Source organism: Alphaproteobacteria bacterium, assembly GCA_017302575.1.
Taxonomy (GTDB): Bacteria; Pseudomonadota; Alphaproteobacteria; order Rickettsiales; family UBA3002; genus JAFLDD01.
The window spans coordinates 1442789-1459252 of record JAFLDD010000001.1 but is presented as its reverse complement, the minus strand read 5'-3'; the positions used below and the strand labels follow the sequence as shown (position 1 = coordinate 1459252).

Genomic DNA, 16464 nt, shown 5'->3' with positions numbered 1-16464 from the left:
GGCCAGTAGGCCGAGCTGGAAGCAATCAAAGACTAGTGTACGTCTTTCCAGATGCGCTTCTTCGCCACGTAGAAGAAACCTGTCATAATAGTGAGGAAGAGTATGACACGAATGCCCATACGCTTACGGCTTTCCATCTCAGGCTCCGATGCCCATTGTAGGAAATTCACTACGTCATGCGCCATCTGGTCAACGGTTGCTTGCGTACCGTCCTGATAGGTCACCGCATCGTCCTTGAGTGGCGCAGTCATCGCAATTTGTCCGCCCGCAAAATAAGGGTTGTAATGCAGACCCTCACCAACCTGAACATCCGCAGGCGCATCTTTGTAGCCCGTCAGCAATGAATAGACATAATTAGCACCATCATGGCGTGCTTTGATAATCAAACTCAAATCAAGCGGGTAAGCACCATTTTGTGCAGCGCGCGCCGCCTTTTCGTTAGGATATGGTGAAGGGAATTTGTCGGAAGCGCGTGCGGGGCGCTCGAACATTTCACCATCATCATTTGGACCATCCGTGACGGTATATTCTGCCGCCATCGTTTTTACTTCAGCTTCAGAAAAGCCCACATCGGTCAGTGTGCGGAATGCAACGCGTTTAATACCATGGCATGCAGAACATACTTCGCGATAAACCTGTAATCCGCGTTGAATGGATAGTTTATCTGGTTTACCGAAAACACCATCAAACGCCCAATTTTGTTGGCGTGGATGTTTAGCATCACCCGCAGCGAAGCTCGCCACTGGCACCAAAAGAGCAAACACCAAAAGAGCAGAGATCTTACGCATTAGTGGCTCCCTTTGATAACAGATGCGCTGATAGATTCAGGCAGCTTGCGTGGCTTCTCATATTTGCCGAGTAATGGCAGAATCACCAAGAAATAGCCGAAGTAATAGGCCGTACCAATCAGCGAGAAGATCACATAAATCCCCTCTGCTGGTTTTGAGCCCAGCCAGCCCAGCATCAATGCGTTGACGACAAACAGCCAGAAGAACCATTTGAAGACGGGACGATAATTACCCGAACGCACTTTGGATGTATCAAGCCATGGCAAGAAGAACAGCACGATCAACGCACCAAACATGGCGCATACACCGGCGAGTTTCGCTTCAATCACAAAACCGATAAGGCCAAGCAGCAGCAAGAATGCGCCTGCGCCACCCACAATCAATAAGCGCTGAACACGACCAACTGGTTCATTACCGCACACGCATTTTATGGTGAGGGTTGCACCAATCGCTTTGCCGATATTGCTAACGTTACATTCGCCACGCTTCCACGTCCCGTATTTGAGGAATCCAGCATAAGCCAACACAGGCAGACTTAACGCCCAGAAAGGAATGTCGAACACGAAGGCGCGCAAAATCGCGTAGAACGGTAGGAAGTACCACTCAGGAACAATGTGCGCTGGGGTAACAAGCGGGTTAGCAGGAATATAGTTATCTGCATGACCCAGATAATTCGGCGCGAAGAAAATGAACGCCGCATACACAATGAAGAACACACCAAAGCCGAAGAAGTCTTTCACCGTGTAGTAAGGATGGAACGGAATTTTATCCTGCGGGCCTTTAGCATCGATACCCGTTGGGTTGTTCGAGCCATGCGCGTGTAATGCGATGATGTGCAGAATCACTACGCCAACGATCAAGAATGGCAGCAAGAAGTGCAGCGCGAAGAAGCGATTCAGCGTCGGATGATCAACCGAGAAACCGCCCCACAGCCATGTAACAATTGGGTCGCCCACGATTGGGAAGGCTGAGAACAAATTGGTGATTACAGTTGCGCCCCAGAAGCTCATTTGCCCCCATGGAAGCACATAACCCATGAATGCGGTTGCCATCATGAGAATGAGGATGACGATACCAAGCCACCACAACACTTCGCGTGGTGCTTTGTATGAACCGTAGTAAAGCCCACGGAAAATGTGAACAAACACGACGGTAAAGAACATCGATGCGCCAACCGCGTGCATGTAACGCATCAGCCAGCCATAATTCACATCACGCATGATGTGCTCGACCGAATCAAAAGCACCCGCCGCCGAGGGATTGTAATGCATGGTAAGCAATAAACCCGTGAGGATCTGCGTCACAAGGCAAATGCCCGCGATGGAACCAAAGTTCCACCAATAGTTCAGGTTTTTAGGCGCAGGATAATCCACTAACGTATGCTGCAATGTCGAGAAAATCGGCAGGCGATAATCCAGCCAGCCCATCACGCCAGGTTTTTGTTCTTTTGGTGCATTAGCCATAACTACTCCTTATCCGATGAGGATGTTCGTATCGGACGTGAATTCATACGTGGGAACTAGCAGATTCTTCGGTGCTGGGCCTTTGCGAATACGACCCGATGTATCATAGTGCGAACCATGGCATGGGCAGAACCAGCCTTTATATTCACCCGCCATATTCCCAAGCGGTACGCAGCCTAAATGGGTACAGACACCGACCATCACCAGCCACTTTTCTTTGCCTTCTTTCACACGTGCAGCGTCTGGCTCTGGATCGCGCAATTCACTGAGCGGCACAGACTTGGCTTCCTCGATATCCGCCGCCGTGCGGTGACGAATAAATACAGGCTTACCGCGCCACATCACCTTGATTTCCTGACCTTCTGCAATCGCCGAAATATCCACTTCAGTTGATGCCAATGCCAATACATCCGCCGAAGGATTCAAGCTGTCAATAAATGGCCATGCAACGGCGGCAGCACCCAGTGCGCCCATTGCTTGCGATGCCAGGATGATAAAATCGCGACGGTCGCCGTCTTTTACGGAATGATCTGTGCCCATAATTTGCCTCGTTGCGCGGATGCGCGTGGGATTGTTCTTACTGGCGGTGGTAGTAAATGGGCGCGACCCTGTCAAGCTAAGCGGTGGTCCGATATGCTGATAATCGGATAACCGCTAATCCTGATGCAATTTTACTATTCCGTAAGTGGCGATATCTGATAATCCAATGCGCATGATTAATCTCGTTCTTTACCAGCCCGACATCCCGCAGAACCTAGGCGCGATGCTACGATTATCCGCCTGTATGGGTGCAACTATCCATGTGGTAGAGCCATGCGGTTTCCCGCTCAACGATCAAAAATTGAAGCGCGCGGGGATGGATTACATCGCGCAGGCATCGCTCATCAAGCACGCCGACTGGGACGCGTTTTTAACCTACCGCACGAAGCACACTGGGCGCATGTTCCTGCTCGAAACTGATGGCACAATCTCCTACACCGACATTGCCTATCACCCCAGTGATTATGTCGTCTTAGGGCGTGAATCGGCAGGCACACCACGCGCACTGTACGAGTTAATGGAACAGGTCATTGTAATTCCAATGCGCGAGGGAGTACGTTCACTCAACGTAGCCATGTCAGCAGGGATGGTGGTTGGTGAAGCCTCTAGACAATTAGGTTGGGCATTTTGACCTATATCAATACACGTAGCGATCGGCGCTTTATCCTTGCCGCCATATGAAGGAGGGCTTATGCCAACGACAGCACAACGCATAGAACGTGAAATGACACTGACTGAAAAAAAATCGCTCTCTGAGAATTGGTTCCGCAGCCTGCGTGATACTATCTGCGCGCACTTCGAAGCCATAGAAGACACATTGCAAAGCGAAGCACCTGCTGGGCGTTTTAACCGCACTCCATGGCAACGCGCTGAAGGTGGTGGTGGCGAAATTTCATTAATGAAGGGCCGCGTTTTTGAAAAAGTGGGCGTGAACATCTCGACCGTTACGGGCGAGTTTTCCGAGGCCTTTCGCAAAGAAATCCCTGGAGCCGCCGAAGACCCGCGTTTTTGGGCGTCAGGCATTTCGCTCGTTGCGCATCAATGCTCGCCGCTCGTACCTGCGGCGCATTTCAATACGCGCATGATTGTGGTGGGTGATGGTGCGCGTATTTGGTTTGGTGGTGGTGGCGACTTGAACCCCATGTACCCCGACGCAAAAGATACGCAGGACTTCCACAAAGCATTCCAGACGGTCTGCGACCCAGTCGATGCCGCCTTTTACCCTGCCTTCAAAGCGTGGTGCGATGAATACTTCTTCATCCCCCATCGTAACGAGGCGCGTGGCGAGGGTGGAATCTTCTATGATTATTTGGGACTCAATCACCTCGGCACACAGGGGGGCATGATTGCGCCTGGCCAATTCGGTAAGGGAGGATTGGGCAAAGAGCGCACCGCCATAGGTATGGAAGTGGCAAGCAACGCTAATCTTGATTGGAATCAATGCTTTAACTTCACTCAAGCCGTCGCCGAAGCATTCGCAGATATTTATCCACAGCTTATCACACGGAATATGAATAAGAAATGGACGCAAGAACAGCGTGAGCACCAGCTAAGGAAGCGCGGACGCTACACCGAGTATAACCTATTGTATGATCGCGGGACACGCTTTGGATTAATGACGGGTGGCAACCCTGAAGCCATCCTTATGTCCCTACCTCCTGAAGCAAAGTGGGATTAGCCTGCGCGATTAACATTTCAGCCGTCGGCAAGAACACCGATTTACGGTAACGCAGAATGATGCACTCATTAAATAATGTGCGTAACGGCAACCAGCTATCGCGCGCAATATAAAGCTTGCCACGCAGTAGCGGCACATGAATGGTTTCGGGCTCTAAAAACTGTTGCGCGCCAAATAAATGGTTCAGCTCACGATAGGTGCTCAAGCCATGATGTTCATTATCAGGGTTGTTGCGCGTGTGCTCGATATAGATGAACGGGCTTTTAAGCCTCAGCAGTCGCATAAAACGTCTAAGCATAATCGTTACGCGCAAATAATCGAGATTCGGTGTTTTAATAATGACAATGCCGCCTGGCTTTAACACACGATACATTTCAGCAATCAGGGATTGCTTCGTTTCATACGATAAATGCTCAAATACATCGGCAGAATACACCACATCAAACTGCCCGTCCGCGAATGGCAACGTGCGCGCATCACCCTCAACAAAATCGCCGCGCAAGCCAGCAGATGCAAAGGCGGCGCGCCCGCGCTCTAGTTGTTGCGTGTTCAAATCGATACCGCTTACGTTGCCGCCCATATGCGCGATAAGCGCCATGTAGTCACCTGCACCACAACCAACATCAAGAAAGCGACGTCCTTCTATAGGCCCCATACCTTCTACAAAAATCTCACGCGTCAGCACCTCAGCTAAATTTTGGCGCATGTAGGTTTCGCCGCGCGGCCCTTTTTCAGGCTGGTAGAAATACCCCTTCATCCACACAAAAGGGGAAGCCGCCTTATGCAATGTCAGCAGATGGGTTTTCGTCCATGCAGTGGGTCTACTTCTAAAAAACATAGAAAATGCCTCTCCATAAACATGTGCGCGTGGTTAGCTTAACGTATGAAGCGCCACAAAATCAATCCTGGAATGCCAAGTATCATCGACGTCAGGTACATGGCGCTCCAACCCCATTCTTGGGCAATCCACCCTGCTGTGCCCGACAATACCGTCACCGCAAAGGCCGCCAGCGCCGAAAGCAGTGCATACTGAGTAGCTGTATGGGTACGTTCGGTGAGTGACATCATATATGCAATGGCCGCCGCCGACGCCATGCCGCTTGCCAAATTGTCAAAGCTATTGGCCAACACCAGATACCATAGTTCAGGCCCTATCTGCGCTTGGCCGACATACACCACATTCGTCAACAGCGCGAGCATACCAAACGGCACCAAACACCGCTTCACTCCATAGCGATGAATCAGCCATCCTCCCGCCATCATTCCCACAATGGTCGCTGCAAAGCCATAAAGCTTATTCACCACCCCAAGCTGGGTTTTCGTAAATCCTAAATCGAGCAAGAAGGGCGTGGTCATAAAACCAACAAACCCGTCAGGCACACGGTAAAGTAAAATGAATAGCAACACCAAAAGCCATGCGGGCGTACGGCGAATGAAATCCACGAACGGCTCCTTCACCATACCCCAGATGGTCGTGGGTAATTTGCGCGCAGGGGGCGCTTCTGGCTCGGGCATGAACAAGGTGAAGGGAATAGAAACGGCAGCAATTGCCGCCATCACCATATAGACAGCGCTCCAGCTCACCACGTCGGCAAGCGCTAAGGCACCAGCGCCGGAAACGAGCATACCTAAACGATAACCAAACACGGCGAAGGCGGCACCAGCGCCATATTCTTCACGCGGCAAAATCTCAGCACGATACGCATCAATCACGATGTCTTGTGAGGCCGAAGCAATCGACAAAACAAGCGCCGCCACGGCAATCCATACAGGCGAAATGGACGCATCAATATTCGACAGCACCACCAACATGCCCACCACCCAAAGTTGGGCGCATAGAAGCCAACTACGTCGTCGCGAAAGAAAGGGCAAGGACACATAATCCATCGCAGGTGCCCACAGAAACTTCACGCTATATGGGAACGCAACCCACGCGAATAAGCCGATCGCCGCCATGCTTAAACCAGAATCGGTAAGCCACGCAGCAAGCGTCGACGCCATGAGCATACGCGGGAAACCGCTAAAAAATCCAAGCGCGCCAACCAGCAACATGCGGGGCTGTAAGTAAAGTCTGATTCCTGCTGTATTCTCGTGCGTCATGCCAACCTTCCTGGTTGGTTATTTCGACACATCATCTGCCTTTGCAAAAAAAGTGCAAGCTATTTGAATGGCTCAAAAAGTGGGCGTTCGGTATTATAGCGTACGATCGAAAGCAGCGTAACAAACACCAACAATCCCGCAAAGCTGAATGACATGAGTGCGTCACCCGCATTCTCAGGCAGCGTCTCGATACCCTTATGCAGCATCAGGCGCGCCATGACTGCACACAAAATGCCCGTGATCATTTTACCATCACGGCTCGTCGGAATATTTTTTATTGCTTCGTACATCGTGCCCTCGCCTACGCAGCCAAAAGCCGCTTCAAGCTTTTTTGCGCGCGCGCACCCAAGTGGGTGATAATGTCGCTCGCACAGGCAGAACCTAGGCGGCCACAATCACGTAAATCCATGCCATTCACATAACCATAGAGGAAGCCCGCCGCATATAAATCGCCAGCGCCCGTTGTATCCACGACTTCACGCACAGGAACAGCATCCACCATCGTGCGTTTGTCTTTGGTCAGAATCAGCGAGCCCTTGTCACTCATCGTGATTGCGATAATGTCGCACTTGCCTTGCAGCGCATCTAAAATCGCAGGGAAATCATTGCCTGGGTAAAGCGCACGCGCTTCAGCCTCGTTGCAGAATAGAATATCGAAATCATTCTCGATCATATTCAGGAATTCATCGCGCGAACGTTCTACGCAAAACACGTCTGACAAAGTAAAGGCAACTTTTGCGCCATGTTGCTTAGCAAGTGCGAACGATTTCTTGAGTGCAATTTTCGCACATTCTTGATCCCACATATAGCCTTCGCCATACACAATCTGCGCCTTGGCAATCAATGCTTCGTCGATATCACGCTCATATAATTCGTTGCAGGCACCAATGAAGGTATTCATCGTGCGCTGCCCATCGGGCGTCACGCAAATCAGGCAGCGCGCGGTCGCTTTACCCTTATCTGCCGCAGGGGTCGAGAAGTCCACGCCAAGCGATGTCAAATCATGGCGGAAAATTTTCCCTAATTCGTCTTTATATACTTTACCGATGAACGCGGTCTTCGCACCAAGTGAGGCGAGGCCTGCCAGCGTGTTCGCTGCAGAGCCGCCCGACACTTCAGTCGATGGGCCCATCTTGTTGTAAAGTTCTTCCGCACGCGCTTCGTCAATCAAGCACATCGTGCCCTTGTTCATGCCTTCTTTTTGTACGAACGCATCGTCGGCAAATGACAGCACGTCAACAATCGCGTTACCAATCGCCACCACATGATAAGGTTTATTCATCGTTGTCTCTCCTTTTGTCTCGCGTAGCGCCGTAGCTGCACAAGCTGCTTGCGGCGGGGGAAGCGAAGCTAGGGGTTAAGTCCCCTTCAACCAACGAGCATCTCCCGAGCGCGTTCTAAATCTTCAGGCGTATCCACGCCCAAGGGCACCGTATCTACCACAGAAACCGCAATCTGCAAGCCATTCTCGAGGGCACGAAGCTGTTCCAGCTTCTCGCGAATTTCAAGAGGGGAAGGCGCCCAACCGATAAATTTCCGAAGGGCATCCCGCTTATACGCATAAATACCGATATGGTGGTAACGCGCTCCCTCGCCATGTGGCGCGGTGGCGCGGGTGAAATAAAGCGCTCGCCCATCCTGGCCAATCACTGCTTTTACGACTGAGGGATTCGTGTGTTCTTCTGCCCGCGTAATAGGCGCGGCCAGTGTCGCGATATCCGCACCCGAGCGAGAAAGCGTATCCAACAACACAGAGAGTAATTGGGGCTCCAGCGTTGGTAAATCGCCTTGTAAGTTAATAATAATCTCATGATTGCTTTCATGGATTGCCGCCCACACGCGATCAGAGCCCGAGGGTAAATTCGCATCCGTCAATACAGCAACACCGCCCGCTTGGCGAATCGGCGCAGCAATACGCTCGCTATCACATGCCACTAATACATCGCCAATGCCTGATTCCACTGCCCGTCGCCAAACATGTACAATCATCGGCACATCACCAATCATGGCGAGGGGTTTTTCAGGCAAACGTGTGGCGGCAAGTCGCGCCGGTATCACAATTAAGGGCCGTATTGTCATTTTCTTTTCATCTCTCTTGCGGCGAAACCATCCTTATGCTACCCGCACCATAGCTAATCATCGCACGAATGGATCTACCATGAATATGAAGCTGAATACAATTGCCATGGCCATACTTACTGCTGGAGTTATCGGCATGGTAACGGGAAAAGTCACGCAATTTATGTATGATGGCGGCCCTGCACACCCAGGCGCACACCACGAAGAAAAGCGCGGCTACAGCATCGAAGTGGTGGAAACAACAACAGGCGGCGCACCAGCTGCGGCTGCAGGTCCTGCTGATATTTCAGCGCTCTACGCGAACGCCGATATTGCCGCAGGCGCGGATTACTTCAGCAAAAAATGCTCGACCTGCCATACGATTGAGCAAGGTGAGCCAAACAAGATTGGCCCGAACCTCTATGGTATTATGGGCGGCCCGCGCGCGCATGCGGCAGGTTTTGGCTACTCCGACGCTTTGAAGAACGCGGGCGGCAAATGGGGCTGGGAAGAAATGAACGCCTTCCAGTGGAATCCGAAAAAAGCCATTCCTGGCACCATCATGGCCTATGCGGGCAACAAAAAAGATCAGGAGCGCGCCAACCTGATTGCTTACCTCAATTCCAAAGGTAGCAACCTACCATATCCGCCCGTGAAGGCCCCCGAAGCTGTTCCCGCAGCCGAAGAAGCGCCTGCTGAGAAAAAATAGCTACTGCTTATCATTGCTCGTGGCTCATTCTTCGGGTAATGAATCATGAAACCTCAGCAACGGAGTTGCTCATGACACCATCGATTATGTGGTTAGCTACTGGCGCAATACTACTGGCACTCGAAGCATTTGGTCTTCCTGGTATTGGTTTATTATTTATCGGTCTTGGTGCGCTTGCGACTGCCATCATCATAGAAATCGGCATGATTGGCGGTGAAGATTACATTAGCCAAGGTGCTGCGTTTTTCATCAGCTCGGCAGTGTTCACCGTTCTTCTTTGGAAACGCCTCAAAGCATGGCGCATTGGCAAAGAACCCGCCTATTCCAATATGGTAGGTGACAGCGCTACCGTTGGTAAAGATGGTCTTACGCGCGGCAAAGAAGGTATTGTTCACTGGTCTGGCACACAGATGCGCGCCGTCCTCGCGCCCGAAGCTGCAGATGCGCTAAGTGAAGGCGCACATGTTACTATCACCGCCGTCAAAGGTAATGTCGTTTCCGTTAAATAGGAGTCGCCTATGTTCACCCCATTTCTATTACTAACTGTTGGTTTTGTTGGCATCCTCGTTCTGTTTAAGGGTGTCAAAATTGTGCCGCAGCAAACTGCGTGGATTATCGAGAAACTTGGCCGTTTTGACCGTAAACTGGAACCAGGCCTCAACATCCTTATCCCCTTCATCGAGCGCGTGGCCTACAAGCACTCGCTGAAAGAATTCGCCTATGATGTGCAGGAGCAACCTGCCATCACCCGTGACAACGTCACCATGATGATGGACGGCGTTTTGTACCTGCGCGTTATCGACCCCGTGCAAGCATCTTATGGCGTGAGTGATCCGATTTATGCGGTGTCACAGCTCGCACAAACCACGATGCGTTCGGAGATTGGTAAGCTCTCACTCGACCAGTGTTTCGAAGAGCGTGAAACCTTGAACGCCAATATCGTGGCAGCGATTAACCAAGCCGCGCAAGCATGGGGCATTCAATGTATGCGCTATGAGATTAAAAACATCACTCCGCCTGCAACCGTACTGAAGGCAATGGAACTTCAAGTTGCTGCTGAGCGCCAAAAGCGTGCGGAGATTTTACAATCCGAAGGTCTGCGCCAATCCAAAATCAACATGGCCGAAGGTGCAAAACAAGAAGTCGTGTTGAATTCCGAAGGTGCGCTGACCGACCAAGTGAACCGCGCAAAGGGTGAAGCAGAAGCGATTCTCGCTGTTGCTGAAGCAACCGCCAAGGGCATTGAATTAGTCGCTGCGGCCATTCAGAAAAATGGTGGCGAAGAGGCGGTGTCGATGAAGATCGCTGAGCAATATGTGGTGGCATTCGAAAAACTCGCCAAAACCTCAACCACCATTCTGTTGCCCGCCAATGCTAACGACGCAGGATCAATGGTGGCGCAAGCATTGACGATCTTCGAGCAAATTCGTGGCCAAAAGGGCGCCGCAAAAGAAGCACTGAACGCCGCACCGTGGGGCAAGCCAACGAAAGCCTAGTGCGCTTGATGCACCACTTGCGTGCAATTCGGTTGTGATTCGCAGCAGCACAAGCCTGTGTGCTAGCATATGCTGCCTGCGTGTCTTAGCATAAACTCATGCGTTTTTGGTTGTGTTGTTTTAGTCTCATTCTAGCGAGCGTGCCATCATTGGCGGCGCCGCAGCACGCCATCACTCTGTATGGCGCGCCAAAATATTCGGCAGGATTTTCGCATTTTGAATATGTTAATCCTAAGGCACCCAAGTGCGGCACGCTTAAACTTTCCTCCACAGGAAATTTTGATTCGCTCAATCCTTATATCTTGAAAGGTGTTTCGGCACCTGGTGTCGCGACCTATTTATTCCAATCACTCATGATGCCGTCTTACGACGAGCCACAAACCTACTATGCACTGATTGCAACATCGGTGGAGGTTGCCAAAGACCGTAGCTACGCTGATTTCACCATTAATCGTAAGGCACGCTGGAATGATGGCGTTCCCATCACCGCCCAAGACGTGGTGTTCAGTTTTGATACGCTTAAAAATGACGGCCACCCCGTTTACCGCGTCATGTATAAACCTATCAGCAAGGTCGAGGCGCTAGGCACATATCGCGTGCGTTTCCATTTTGATGATGTCGAGCACCTCGAATTGCCGCTTATTGCCGCAGCCATGCCAATTTTACCTAAACATTATTACGAAAAAGTAGCCTTCAACAAAACCACGCTCGTGCCACCTCTGGGTTCTGGTCCTTATGAAATTACCAAAGTCGAAGCAGGACGCAGCATTGTCTATGAGCGCGTAAAAAACTATTGGGCAAGTAATCTGCCAACACAAAAAGGCTTTTACAATTTCGACAAAATTCGTTTCGACATTTACCGCGACGATGTCGTAGCGCTTGAAGGCATCAAGTCTGGGCAGTTCGATTATTACGAAGAATATATCGCCCGCAACTGGGCTACCGCCTACAATATCGATGCGGTGAAACGTGGTGATTTACTCAAGCTCAAAATCCCCAATAAAATCCCGCGCGGCATGCAGGCATTCTTATTTAACATCCGCCGCGATAAATTTTCTGACCCACGCGTGCGTGAGGCTATTGGCCTGACCATGGACTATGAGTGGATGAACAAGACCTTGTTCTATAGTGCTTATGACCGCTCCAGCTCCTTCTTCCAGAATACGGAGTTCCAAGCTACGGGTCTGCCAGAGGGCGACGAATTGGCATTGCTCATGCCACATAAAAGCGAGCTTTCCCCTGCCCTTTTCGAGAAACCATTCACTGTGCCGCATACAGACGGTTCTGGCTATGATCGTAACAATCTGATCAAAGCTCAATCCTTGCTGGAGGATGCGGGCTGGGTGTTGCGCAACGGCAAACGTGTCCATGCAAAAACGGGCGAGCCATTGACCATTGAGTTTCTGATGACTCAACGCACCTTCGAGCGCGTCGTATCCATCATGCGTAAAAATTTGCGGCGCTTGGGTATTGATTCCACCTTCCGTTATGTCGATGCCTCGCAATACCAACGCCGCATCGACAAGCGCGATTTTGATATGGTTTCCATCTGGTGGAATTTGGGGCTCTTCTACCCCTCGACCGAGCAATATACCTATTGGCACTCCTCACAAGCGGATGTGGAAGGAAGCCAGAATCTTGGCGGCATTAAAAACCCAGTCGTCGATGAATTAGTGAATAAAATTCTGCGCGCGCAATCGCTTGAAACTTTGCGCCCAGCAGCCCGCGCGCTCGATCGCGTGTTGCTATGGAATCACTACGTCATTCCTCACTGGCACTTAAGCGCATGGCGCCAAGTACATTGGAATAAATTTGGCAAACCCAAAATACAGCCAAGCTACAACACCGCCGTTGATACATGGTGGATGTTGCCTGCTGCTGAGATCAAGGCAGGCGTGCGATGATCGCGTATATCCTGCGCAGATTAGGGCTTATCATCCCCACCTTGATCGGTATTTTGCTGATTAACTTCGTCATTATTCAGGCAGCACCTGGTGGCCCTGTCGAGCAAATGGTCGCACAGCTTACTCAAGGCAATTTGCATAGTGCGGGCGCATCCCGTGTGGGTGGTGTCACCACCGATTTTGGTGCGCAACAAGCAGCGCTGCAAGGCCAGAGCAACTATCGTGGCGCGCAAGGAATCGACCCCGAATTGCTGGAAGAACTCAAAGCACAATATGGCTTTGACAAACTCGCATATGAGCGTTTCCTGCAAATGGTTGGCGATTATATCACCTTTGATTTTGGTGATAGTTTCTTCCGTGACGAACCCGTGATCGGCTTGATTCTCGACAAGCTTCCGGTTTCCATTTCGCTGGGGCTTTGGACCACGCTACTCGTCTATCTCGTCTCTATTCCGCTTGGTATTCGCAAAGCCGTAAAAGACGGTTCGCGCTTCGATATTTATTCCAGCGCGCTTGTAGTCATTGGCCAAGCGATACCTGGATTCTTATTCGCAATTCTGCTGCTTATTTTATTCGCGGGCGGCAGCTATTGGCAAATCTTCCCGCTACGCGGCATCACCTCTGATAATTGGGAATCCTTGAGTTTAGCAGGCAAAGTGATCGATTATTTCTGGCACATTACCCTGCCCGTCATCTCCATGGTGATTGGTGGTTTTGCCTCCCTCACCTTGCTCACCAAAAACAGTTTCATCGAAGAAATTTCCAAGCACTACGTGATGACCGCACGCGCCAAAGGTCTACCCGAAAGCCGCGTGCTATATCGCCACGTATTTCGCAACGCGATGTTGATCGTGATCGCAGGAATTCCCTCCGCGCTGATTGCGATTCTCTTCACCAGTTCATTGCTGATTGAGGTGATTTTCTCGCTCGATGGCTTGGGTTTGCTGGGTTTCGAAGCCGCCCTCACCCGCGACTATCCCGTGATGTTTGGCACACTTTTCATCTTCACTTTAATTGGTCTGGTTTTCAAAATCTTGGGCGACATCACCTATATGCTGGTTGACCCGCGCATCGACTTCGAGCGGAGGGGCGCATGAGTATTAACCCCATCACACGCCGCCGTTGGGATACGTTCAAATCCAATCGTCGTGGCTATATTTCCTTCTGGATTCTGCTGAGTCTTTTCATCATTAGCTTATTCGCGGAATGCATTGCTAATGACCGCCCGATCCTCATCAAATATAAGGGCGATTATCTATTCCCCATCTTCGTCGAATATACAGAGAATGAAACCTTTGGGGGCGCGCTCGAAACCGAAGCCGATTATGGCGACCCATGGACCATCCACGAAATTAATCAGCATGGTTGGATGATTCGTCCGCTCATTCCCTATGATTATTCCAGCATCAATTTCAACATCAATCGCGCCCCTGCCCCACCCAGCACCACCAACTTGCTCGGCACCGACGATCAAGCGCGTGATGTCTTTGCGCGCATCATTTACGGCTTCCGCACCTCGATGTTATTTGCGCTCATTCTGGTGTCGCTCTCAAGCGTGATTGGTGTAGCGCTTGGCGCAGTACAGGGCTATTTCGGCGGGTTGCTCGACTTGTTTTTGCAGCGTTTCATTGAAATGTGGCAAGGCATTCCCGTGCTCTTTTTGCTGATTATCTTATCTTCCATGGTGGTGCCGAGTTTCTGGTGGATTTTGCTGCTCATGCTATTTTTCAAGTGGATGGCACTCGTCGATGTGGTGCGCGCCGAATTCCTTCGCGCCCGTAATTTCGATTATGTACGCGCCGCACGCGCGCTTGGCGTACCCGAACTTACAATCATGGTACGCCACGTATTACCCAATGCGCTCGTATCCGTATTCACCTTCGTACCTTTCATGGTGGTTGGTGCGATTGGCACCCTCGCATCGCTGGATTTTCTGGGCTTTGGGTTGCCTTCAGGCTCTGCGTCGCTTGGTGAATTGCTGCAGCAAGGTAAAAATAATCCGCAATCACCATGGCTTGGTATTACGGGATTCTTCGTACTCGCCTTCACCCTTTCGTTGACATTGTTTATCGGCGAAGCGGTGCGTGATGCATTTAACCCTCGCAAAATCTTTACGGGAGAACGCAAATGACGCTGCTCTCCATCAAAGATTTGCATATTGGTTTTGGCGATGGCGACCGTTACCGCGAAGCGGTTTCTGGTATATCGCTCACCATTGAGAAAGGTGAATTACTGGCGCTCGTTGGTGAATCGGGTTCGGGCAAATCACTTACGGCGCTGTCAATTATGCGCCTGCTCGCAAAAGAATCGCGCATCCCCAAAGGTGAGATTTTCTTTAACGACGAAGCGTTGCACGACGCATCATGGAAACGCATCCAAGAATTACGCGGCAATCGTGTCGGTATGATTTTCCAAGAGCCGATGACGGCGCTTAACCCACTACACCCGATTGAGCGGCAATTGGTGGAGTCCTACAAATGGCACCACCAAACCAAAGGTGAAAGCGCGCAGCAAAAAATCCGCGAGCTATTCGAAGCAGTGGGTCTGCCGCATTTCATTGGTCGCAAAAACATGTATCCGCATGAGCTCTCTGGCGGCGAACGCCAGCGCGTCATGATTGGTATGGCCATCGCCAACGACCCTGATTTATTGATCGCCGATGAACCCACCACCGCACTCGATGTCACGTTACAAGTGCAGATTCTGAAGCTGCTCAAGAAGTTGCAGATTGAACGCAATATGGGCGTGTTGCTTATCACCCATGATTTGACGGTGGTACGTAAAGTCGCTGATCGTGTCGCCGTTATGCGCGAGGGTAAGATTGTCGAAACGGGCAAAACCAAAGACGTGTTCGATAATCCGCAGCACGAATACACGAAAATGCTGCTAGCGGCGATGCCGAGTGGCTCCGCCGTGCCCATCCCCCGCCCCGCGACGGACGTCTTGCGCACCGAAGGTCTTAGCGTACGCTACCCCATTAAATCGGCGATATTACGTCGCACCAAAGGCTATGTGAATGCCGTCGAAAATCTGCCGCTTTTCATTCGTGCGGGCGAAACGGTCGGTATCGTTGGTGAATCCGGTTCGGGCAAATCATCACTAGGCTATGGCGTACTTAAAATGATTCCGGCGGAAGGCGAAGTGGTGTTCTTGGGTAATCGCATCGACGACCTCACCACCAAACAAATCCGCCCCATGCGCAAAGACATGCAGCTTGTATTCCAAGATCCCTACGCGAGCTTGAATCCGCGCATGACCGTGCGCGACATCATCGCCGAAGGTTTGGAGATTCACTTCCCCAAGCAATCACGAGCTGAGAATGAGCGCCTCGTGGATACCATGTTGGAGCGCGTTGGCCTCACGGGGGCGATGAAAGCGCGCTACCCTCACGAATTTTCGGGCGGTCAGCGCCAACGCATCGCGATTGCGCGCGCCATGATTCTAAAACCAAAACTTGTCGTGCTCGACGAGCCTACCAGCGCGCTGGACATGTCGGTACAAGGCCAAGTGCTCGACCTGCTCAAGGATTTACAAGCCAGCCACCAAGTGGCCTATATCCTCATCAGCCACGATTTGCGCGTCATCAAAGCCATGGCGCACTATATTTTCGTGCTGAAAAAGGGGCTGGTCTGCGAGCAAGGCAAGACCGCCGAAATTTTCGACAATCCGCAGCACGAATACACCAAATCCCTCATGCACGCTGCATTTGGTGAACAGCTTTAGGATTG

Annotated in this window: 17 protein-coding genes; 9 read left to right on the top strand and 8 right to left on the bottom strand. The window is 51.2% G+C overall.

The window, feature by feature from the left end:
- Positions 1-32: 32 nt before the first annotated feature.
- The 3 genes from J0M34_07520 to petA are packed head-to-tail and all read right to left on the bottom strand — an operon-like array spanning position 33 to position 2791.
- The gene (locus tag J0M34_07520; protein MBN8544096.1) at positions 33-788 is read right to left on the bottom strand and encodes a cytochrome c1; all 756 of its coding nucleotides are present in this window, start codon (positions 786-788) and stop codon (positions 33-35) included.
- Entirely contained in the window at positions 788-2251 is a 1464-nt protein-coding gene (locus J0M34_07515; protein MBN8544095.1) for a cytochrome b N-terminal domain-containing protein, read from the bottom strand. Before J0M34_07515 ends, J0M34_07520 begins: the two co-directional genes overlap by 1 nt.
- A 9-nt stretch (positions 2252-2260) precedes the next feature.
- Entirely contained in the window at positions 2261-2791 is a 531-nt protein-coding gene (petA, locus tag J0M34_07510) for a ubiquinol-cytochrome c reductase iron-sulfur subunit (protein ID MBN8544094.1), read from the bottom strand.
- A 172-nt stretch (positions 2792-2963) separates the two neighbouring features.
- Here petA and J0M34_07505 point away from each other — a divergent pair, with 172 nt between their 5' ends.
- Together J0M34_07505 and hemF are read left to right on the top strand one after the other, a co-directional pair.
- The gene (locus J0M34_07505; GenBank protein MBN8544093.1) at positions 2964-3422 is read left to right on the top strand and encodes a tRNA (cytidine(34)-2'-O)-methyltransferase; all 459 of its coding nucleotides are present in this window, start codon (positions 2964-2966) and stop codon (positions 3420-3422) included.
- A gap of 60 nt (positions 3423-3482) precedes the next feature.
- Positions 3483-4469, top strand: a complete 987-nt coding sequence (gene hemF / locus J0M34_07500) for an oxygen-dependent coproporphyrinogen oxidase (GenBank protein ID MBN8544092.1) — start codon at positions 3483-3485, stop codon at positions 4467-4469.
- Here hemF and J0M34_07495 read toward each other — a convergent pair.
- The 5 genes from J0M34_07495 to J0M34_07475 all read right to left on the bottom strand — a co-directional run bounded on the left by J0M34_07495 (position 4435) and on the right by J0M34_07475 (position 8648).
- On the bottom strand, positions 4435-5307 hold the full coding sequence (locus J0M34_07495; protein ID MBN8544091.1) for a class I SAM-dependent methyltransferase: 873 nt from the start codon (positions 5305-5307) through the stop codon (positions 4435-4437). The genes hemF and J0M34_07495 overlap by 35 nt on opposite strands.
- A 38-nt stretch (positions 5308-5345) precedes the next feature.
- Positions 5346-6569 (bottom strand): MFS transporter, encoded by a 1224-nt coding sequence (locus J0M34_07490; GenBank protein ID MBN8544090.1) that lies wholly within the window; start codon positions 6567-6569, stop codon positions 5346-5348.
- 59 nt (positions 6570-6628) lie between these two features.
- Positions 6629-6859, bottom strand: coding sequence for a hypothetical protein (locus J0M34_07485; GenBank protein MBN8544089.1), 231 nt, complete (start codon positions 6857-6859; stop codon positions 6629-6631).
- Positions 6860-6870: 11 nt separating this feature from the next.
- A complete protein-coding gene (locus J0M34_07480; protein ID MBN8544088.1) occupies positions 6871-7851 on the bottom strand; it encodes an adenosine kinase in 981 nt (326 codons plus the stop codon).
- A gap of 86 nt (positions 7852-7937) precedes the next feature.
- Entirely contained in the window at positions 7938-8648 is a 711-nt protein-coding gene (locus J0M34_07475; protein ID MBN8544087.1) for a 3-deoxy-manno-octulosonate cytidylyltransferase, read from the bottom strand.
- 79 nt (positions 8649-8727) lie between these two features.
- Between J0M34_07475 and J0M34_07470 the strand changes: the two genes are divergently transcribed.
- From J0M34_07470 to J0M34_07440, 7 genes are all read left to right on the top strand, one after another.
- Complete coding sequence (locus tag J0M34_07470) at positions 8728-9336, top strand: cytochrome c family protein (GenBank protein MBN8544086.1); 609 nt, start codon at positions 8728-8730, stop codon at positions 9334-9336.
- A gap of 71 nt (positions 9337-9407) precedes the next feature.
- Entirely contained in the window at positions 9408-9845 is a 438-nt protein-coding gene (locus J0M34_07465; protein ID MBN8544085.1) for a hypothetical protein, read from the top strand.
- Between the two features lie 9 nt (positions 9846-9854).
- Entirely contained in the window at positions 9855-10832 is a 978-nt protein-coding gene (locus tag J0M34_07460) for a paraslipin (GenBank protein ID MBN8544084.1), read from the top strand.
- 98 nt (positions 10833-10930) lie between these two features.
- Entirely contained in the window at positions 10931-12736 is a 1806-nt protein-coding gene (locus tag J0M34_07455) for an ABC transporter substrate-binding protein (protein ID MBN8544083.1), read from the top strand.
- On the top strand, positions 12733-13833 hold the full coding sequence (gene yejB / locus J0M34_07450) for a microcin C ABC transporter permease YejB (GenBank protein ID MBN8544082.1): 1101 nt from the start codon (positions 12733-12735) through the stop codon (positions 13831-13833). The genes J0M34_07455 and yejB overlap by 4 nt, the downstream gene beginning before the upstream one ends.
- Positions 13830-14867, top strand: a complete 1038-nt coding sequence (locus J0M34_07445) for an ABC transporter permease (GenBank protein ID MBN8544081.1) — start codon at positions 13830-13832, stop codon at positions 14865-14867. Before yejB ends, J0M34_07445 begins: the two co-directional genes overlap by 4 nt.
- A complete protein-coding gene (locus tag J0M34_07440; protein MBN8544080.1) occupies positions 14864-16459 on the top strand; it encodes an ABC transporter ATP-binding protein in 1596 nt (531 codons plus the stop codon). The genes J0M34_07445 and J0M34_07440 overlap by 4 nt, the downstream gene beginning before the upstream one ends.
- Positions 16460-16464: the final 5 nt, after the last annotated feature.

What these genes read in the sequence shown, in the direction of transcription:
- J0M34_07520 (MBN8544096.1), bottom strand. Translation starts at nt 788, where the DNA reads ATGCGTAAGATCTCTGCTCTTTTGGTGTTTGCTCTTTTGGTGCCAGTG.
- J0M34_07515 (MBN8544095.1), bottom strand. Translation starts at nt 2,251, where the DNA reads ATGGCTAATGCACCAAAAGAACAAAAACCTGGCGTGATGGGCTGGCTG.
- petA (MBN8544094.1), bottom strand. Translation starts at nt 2,791, where the DNA reads ATGGGCACAGATCATTCCGTAAAAGACGGCGACCGTCGCGATTTTATC.
- J0M34_07505 (MBN8544093.1), top strand. Translation starts at nt 2,964, where the DNA reads ATGATTAATCTCGTTCTTTACCAGCCCGACATCCCGCAGAACCTAGGC.
- hemF (MBN8544092.1), top strand. Translation starts at nt 3,483, where the DNA reads ATGCCAACGACAGCACAACGCATAGAACGTGAAATGACACTGACTGAA.
- J0M34_07495 (MBN8544091.1), bottom strand. Translation starts at nt 5,307, where the DNA reads ATGTTTTTTAGAAGTAGACCCACTGCATGGACGAAAACCCATCTGCTG.
- J0M34_07490 (MBN8544090.1), bottom strand. Translation starts at nt 6,569, where the DNA reads ATGACGCACGAGAATACAGCAGGAATCAGACTTTACTTACAGCCCCGC.
- J0M34_07485 (MBN8544089.1), bottom strand. Translation starts at nt 6,859, where the DNA reads ATGTACGAAGCAATAAAAAATATTCCGACGAGCCGTGATGGTAAAATG.
- J0M34_07480 (MBN8544088.1), bottom strand. Translation starts at nt 7,851, where the DNA reads ATGAATAAACCTTATCATGTGGTGGCGATTGGTAACGCGATTGTTGAC.
- J0M34_07475 (MBN8544087.1), bottom strand. Translation starts at nt 8,648, where the DNA reads ATGACAATACGGCCCTTAATTGTGATACCGGCGCGACTTGCCGCCACA.
- J0M34_07470 (MBN8544086.1), top strand. Translation starts at nt 8,728, where the DNA reads ATGAATATGAAGCTGAATACAATTGCCATGGCCATACTTACTGCTGGA.
- J0M34_07465 (MBN8544085.1), top strand. Translation starts at nt 9,408, where the DNA reads ATGACACCATCGATTATGTGGTTAGCTACTGGCGCAATACTACTGGCA.
- J0M34_07460 (MBN8544084.1), top strand. Translation starts at nt 9,855, where the DNA reads ATGTTCACCCCATTTCTATTACTAACTGTTGGTTTTGTTGGCATCCTC.
- J0M34_07455 (MBN8544083.1), top strand. Translation starts at nt 10,931, where the DNA reads ATGCGTTTTTGGTTGTGTTGTTTTAGTCTCATTCTAGCGAGCGTGCCA.
- yejB (MBN8544082.1), top strand. Translation starts at nt 12,733, where the DNA reads ATGATCGCGTATATCCTGCGCAGATTAGGGCTTATCATCCCCACCTTG.
- J0M34_07445 (MBN8544081.1), top strand. Translation starts at nt 13,830, where the DNA reads ATGAGTATTAACCCCATCACACGCCGCCGTTGGGATACGTTCAAATCC.
- J0M34_07440 (MBN8544080.1), top strand. Translation starts at nt 14,864, where the DNA reads ATGACGCTGCTCTCCATCAAAGATTTGCATATTGGTTTTGGCGATGGC.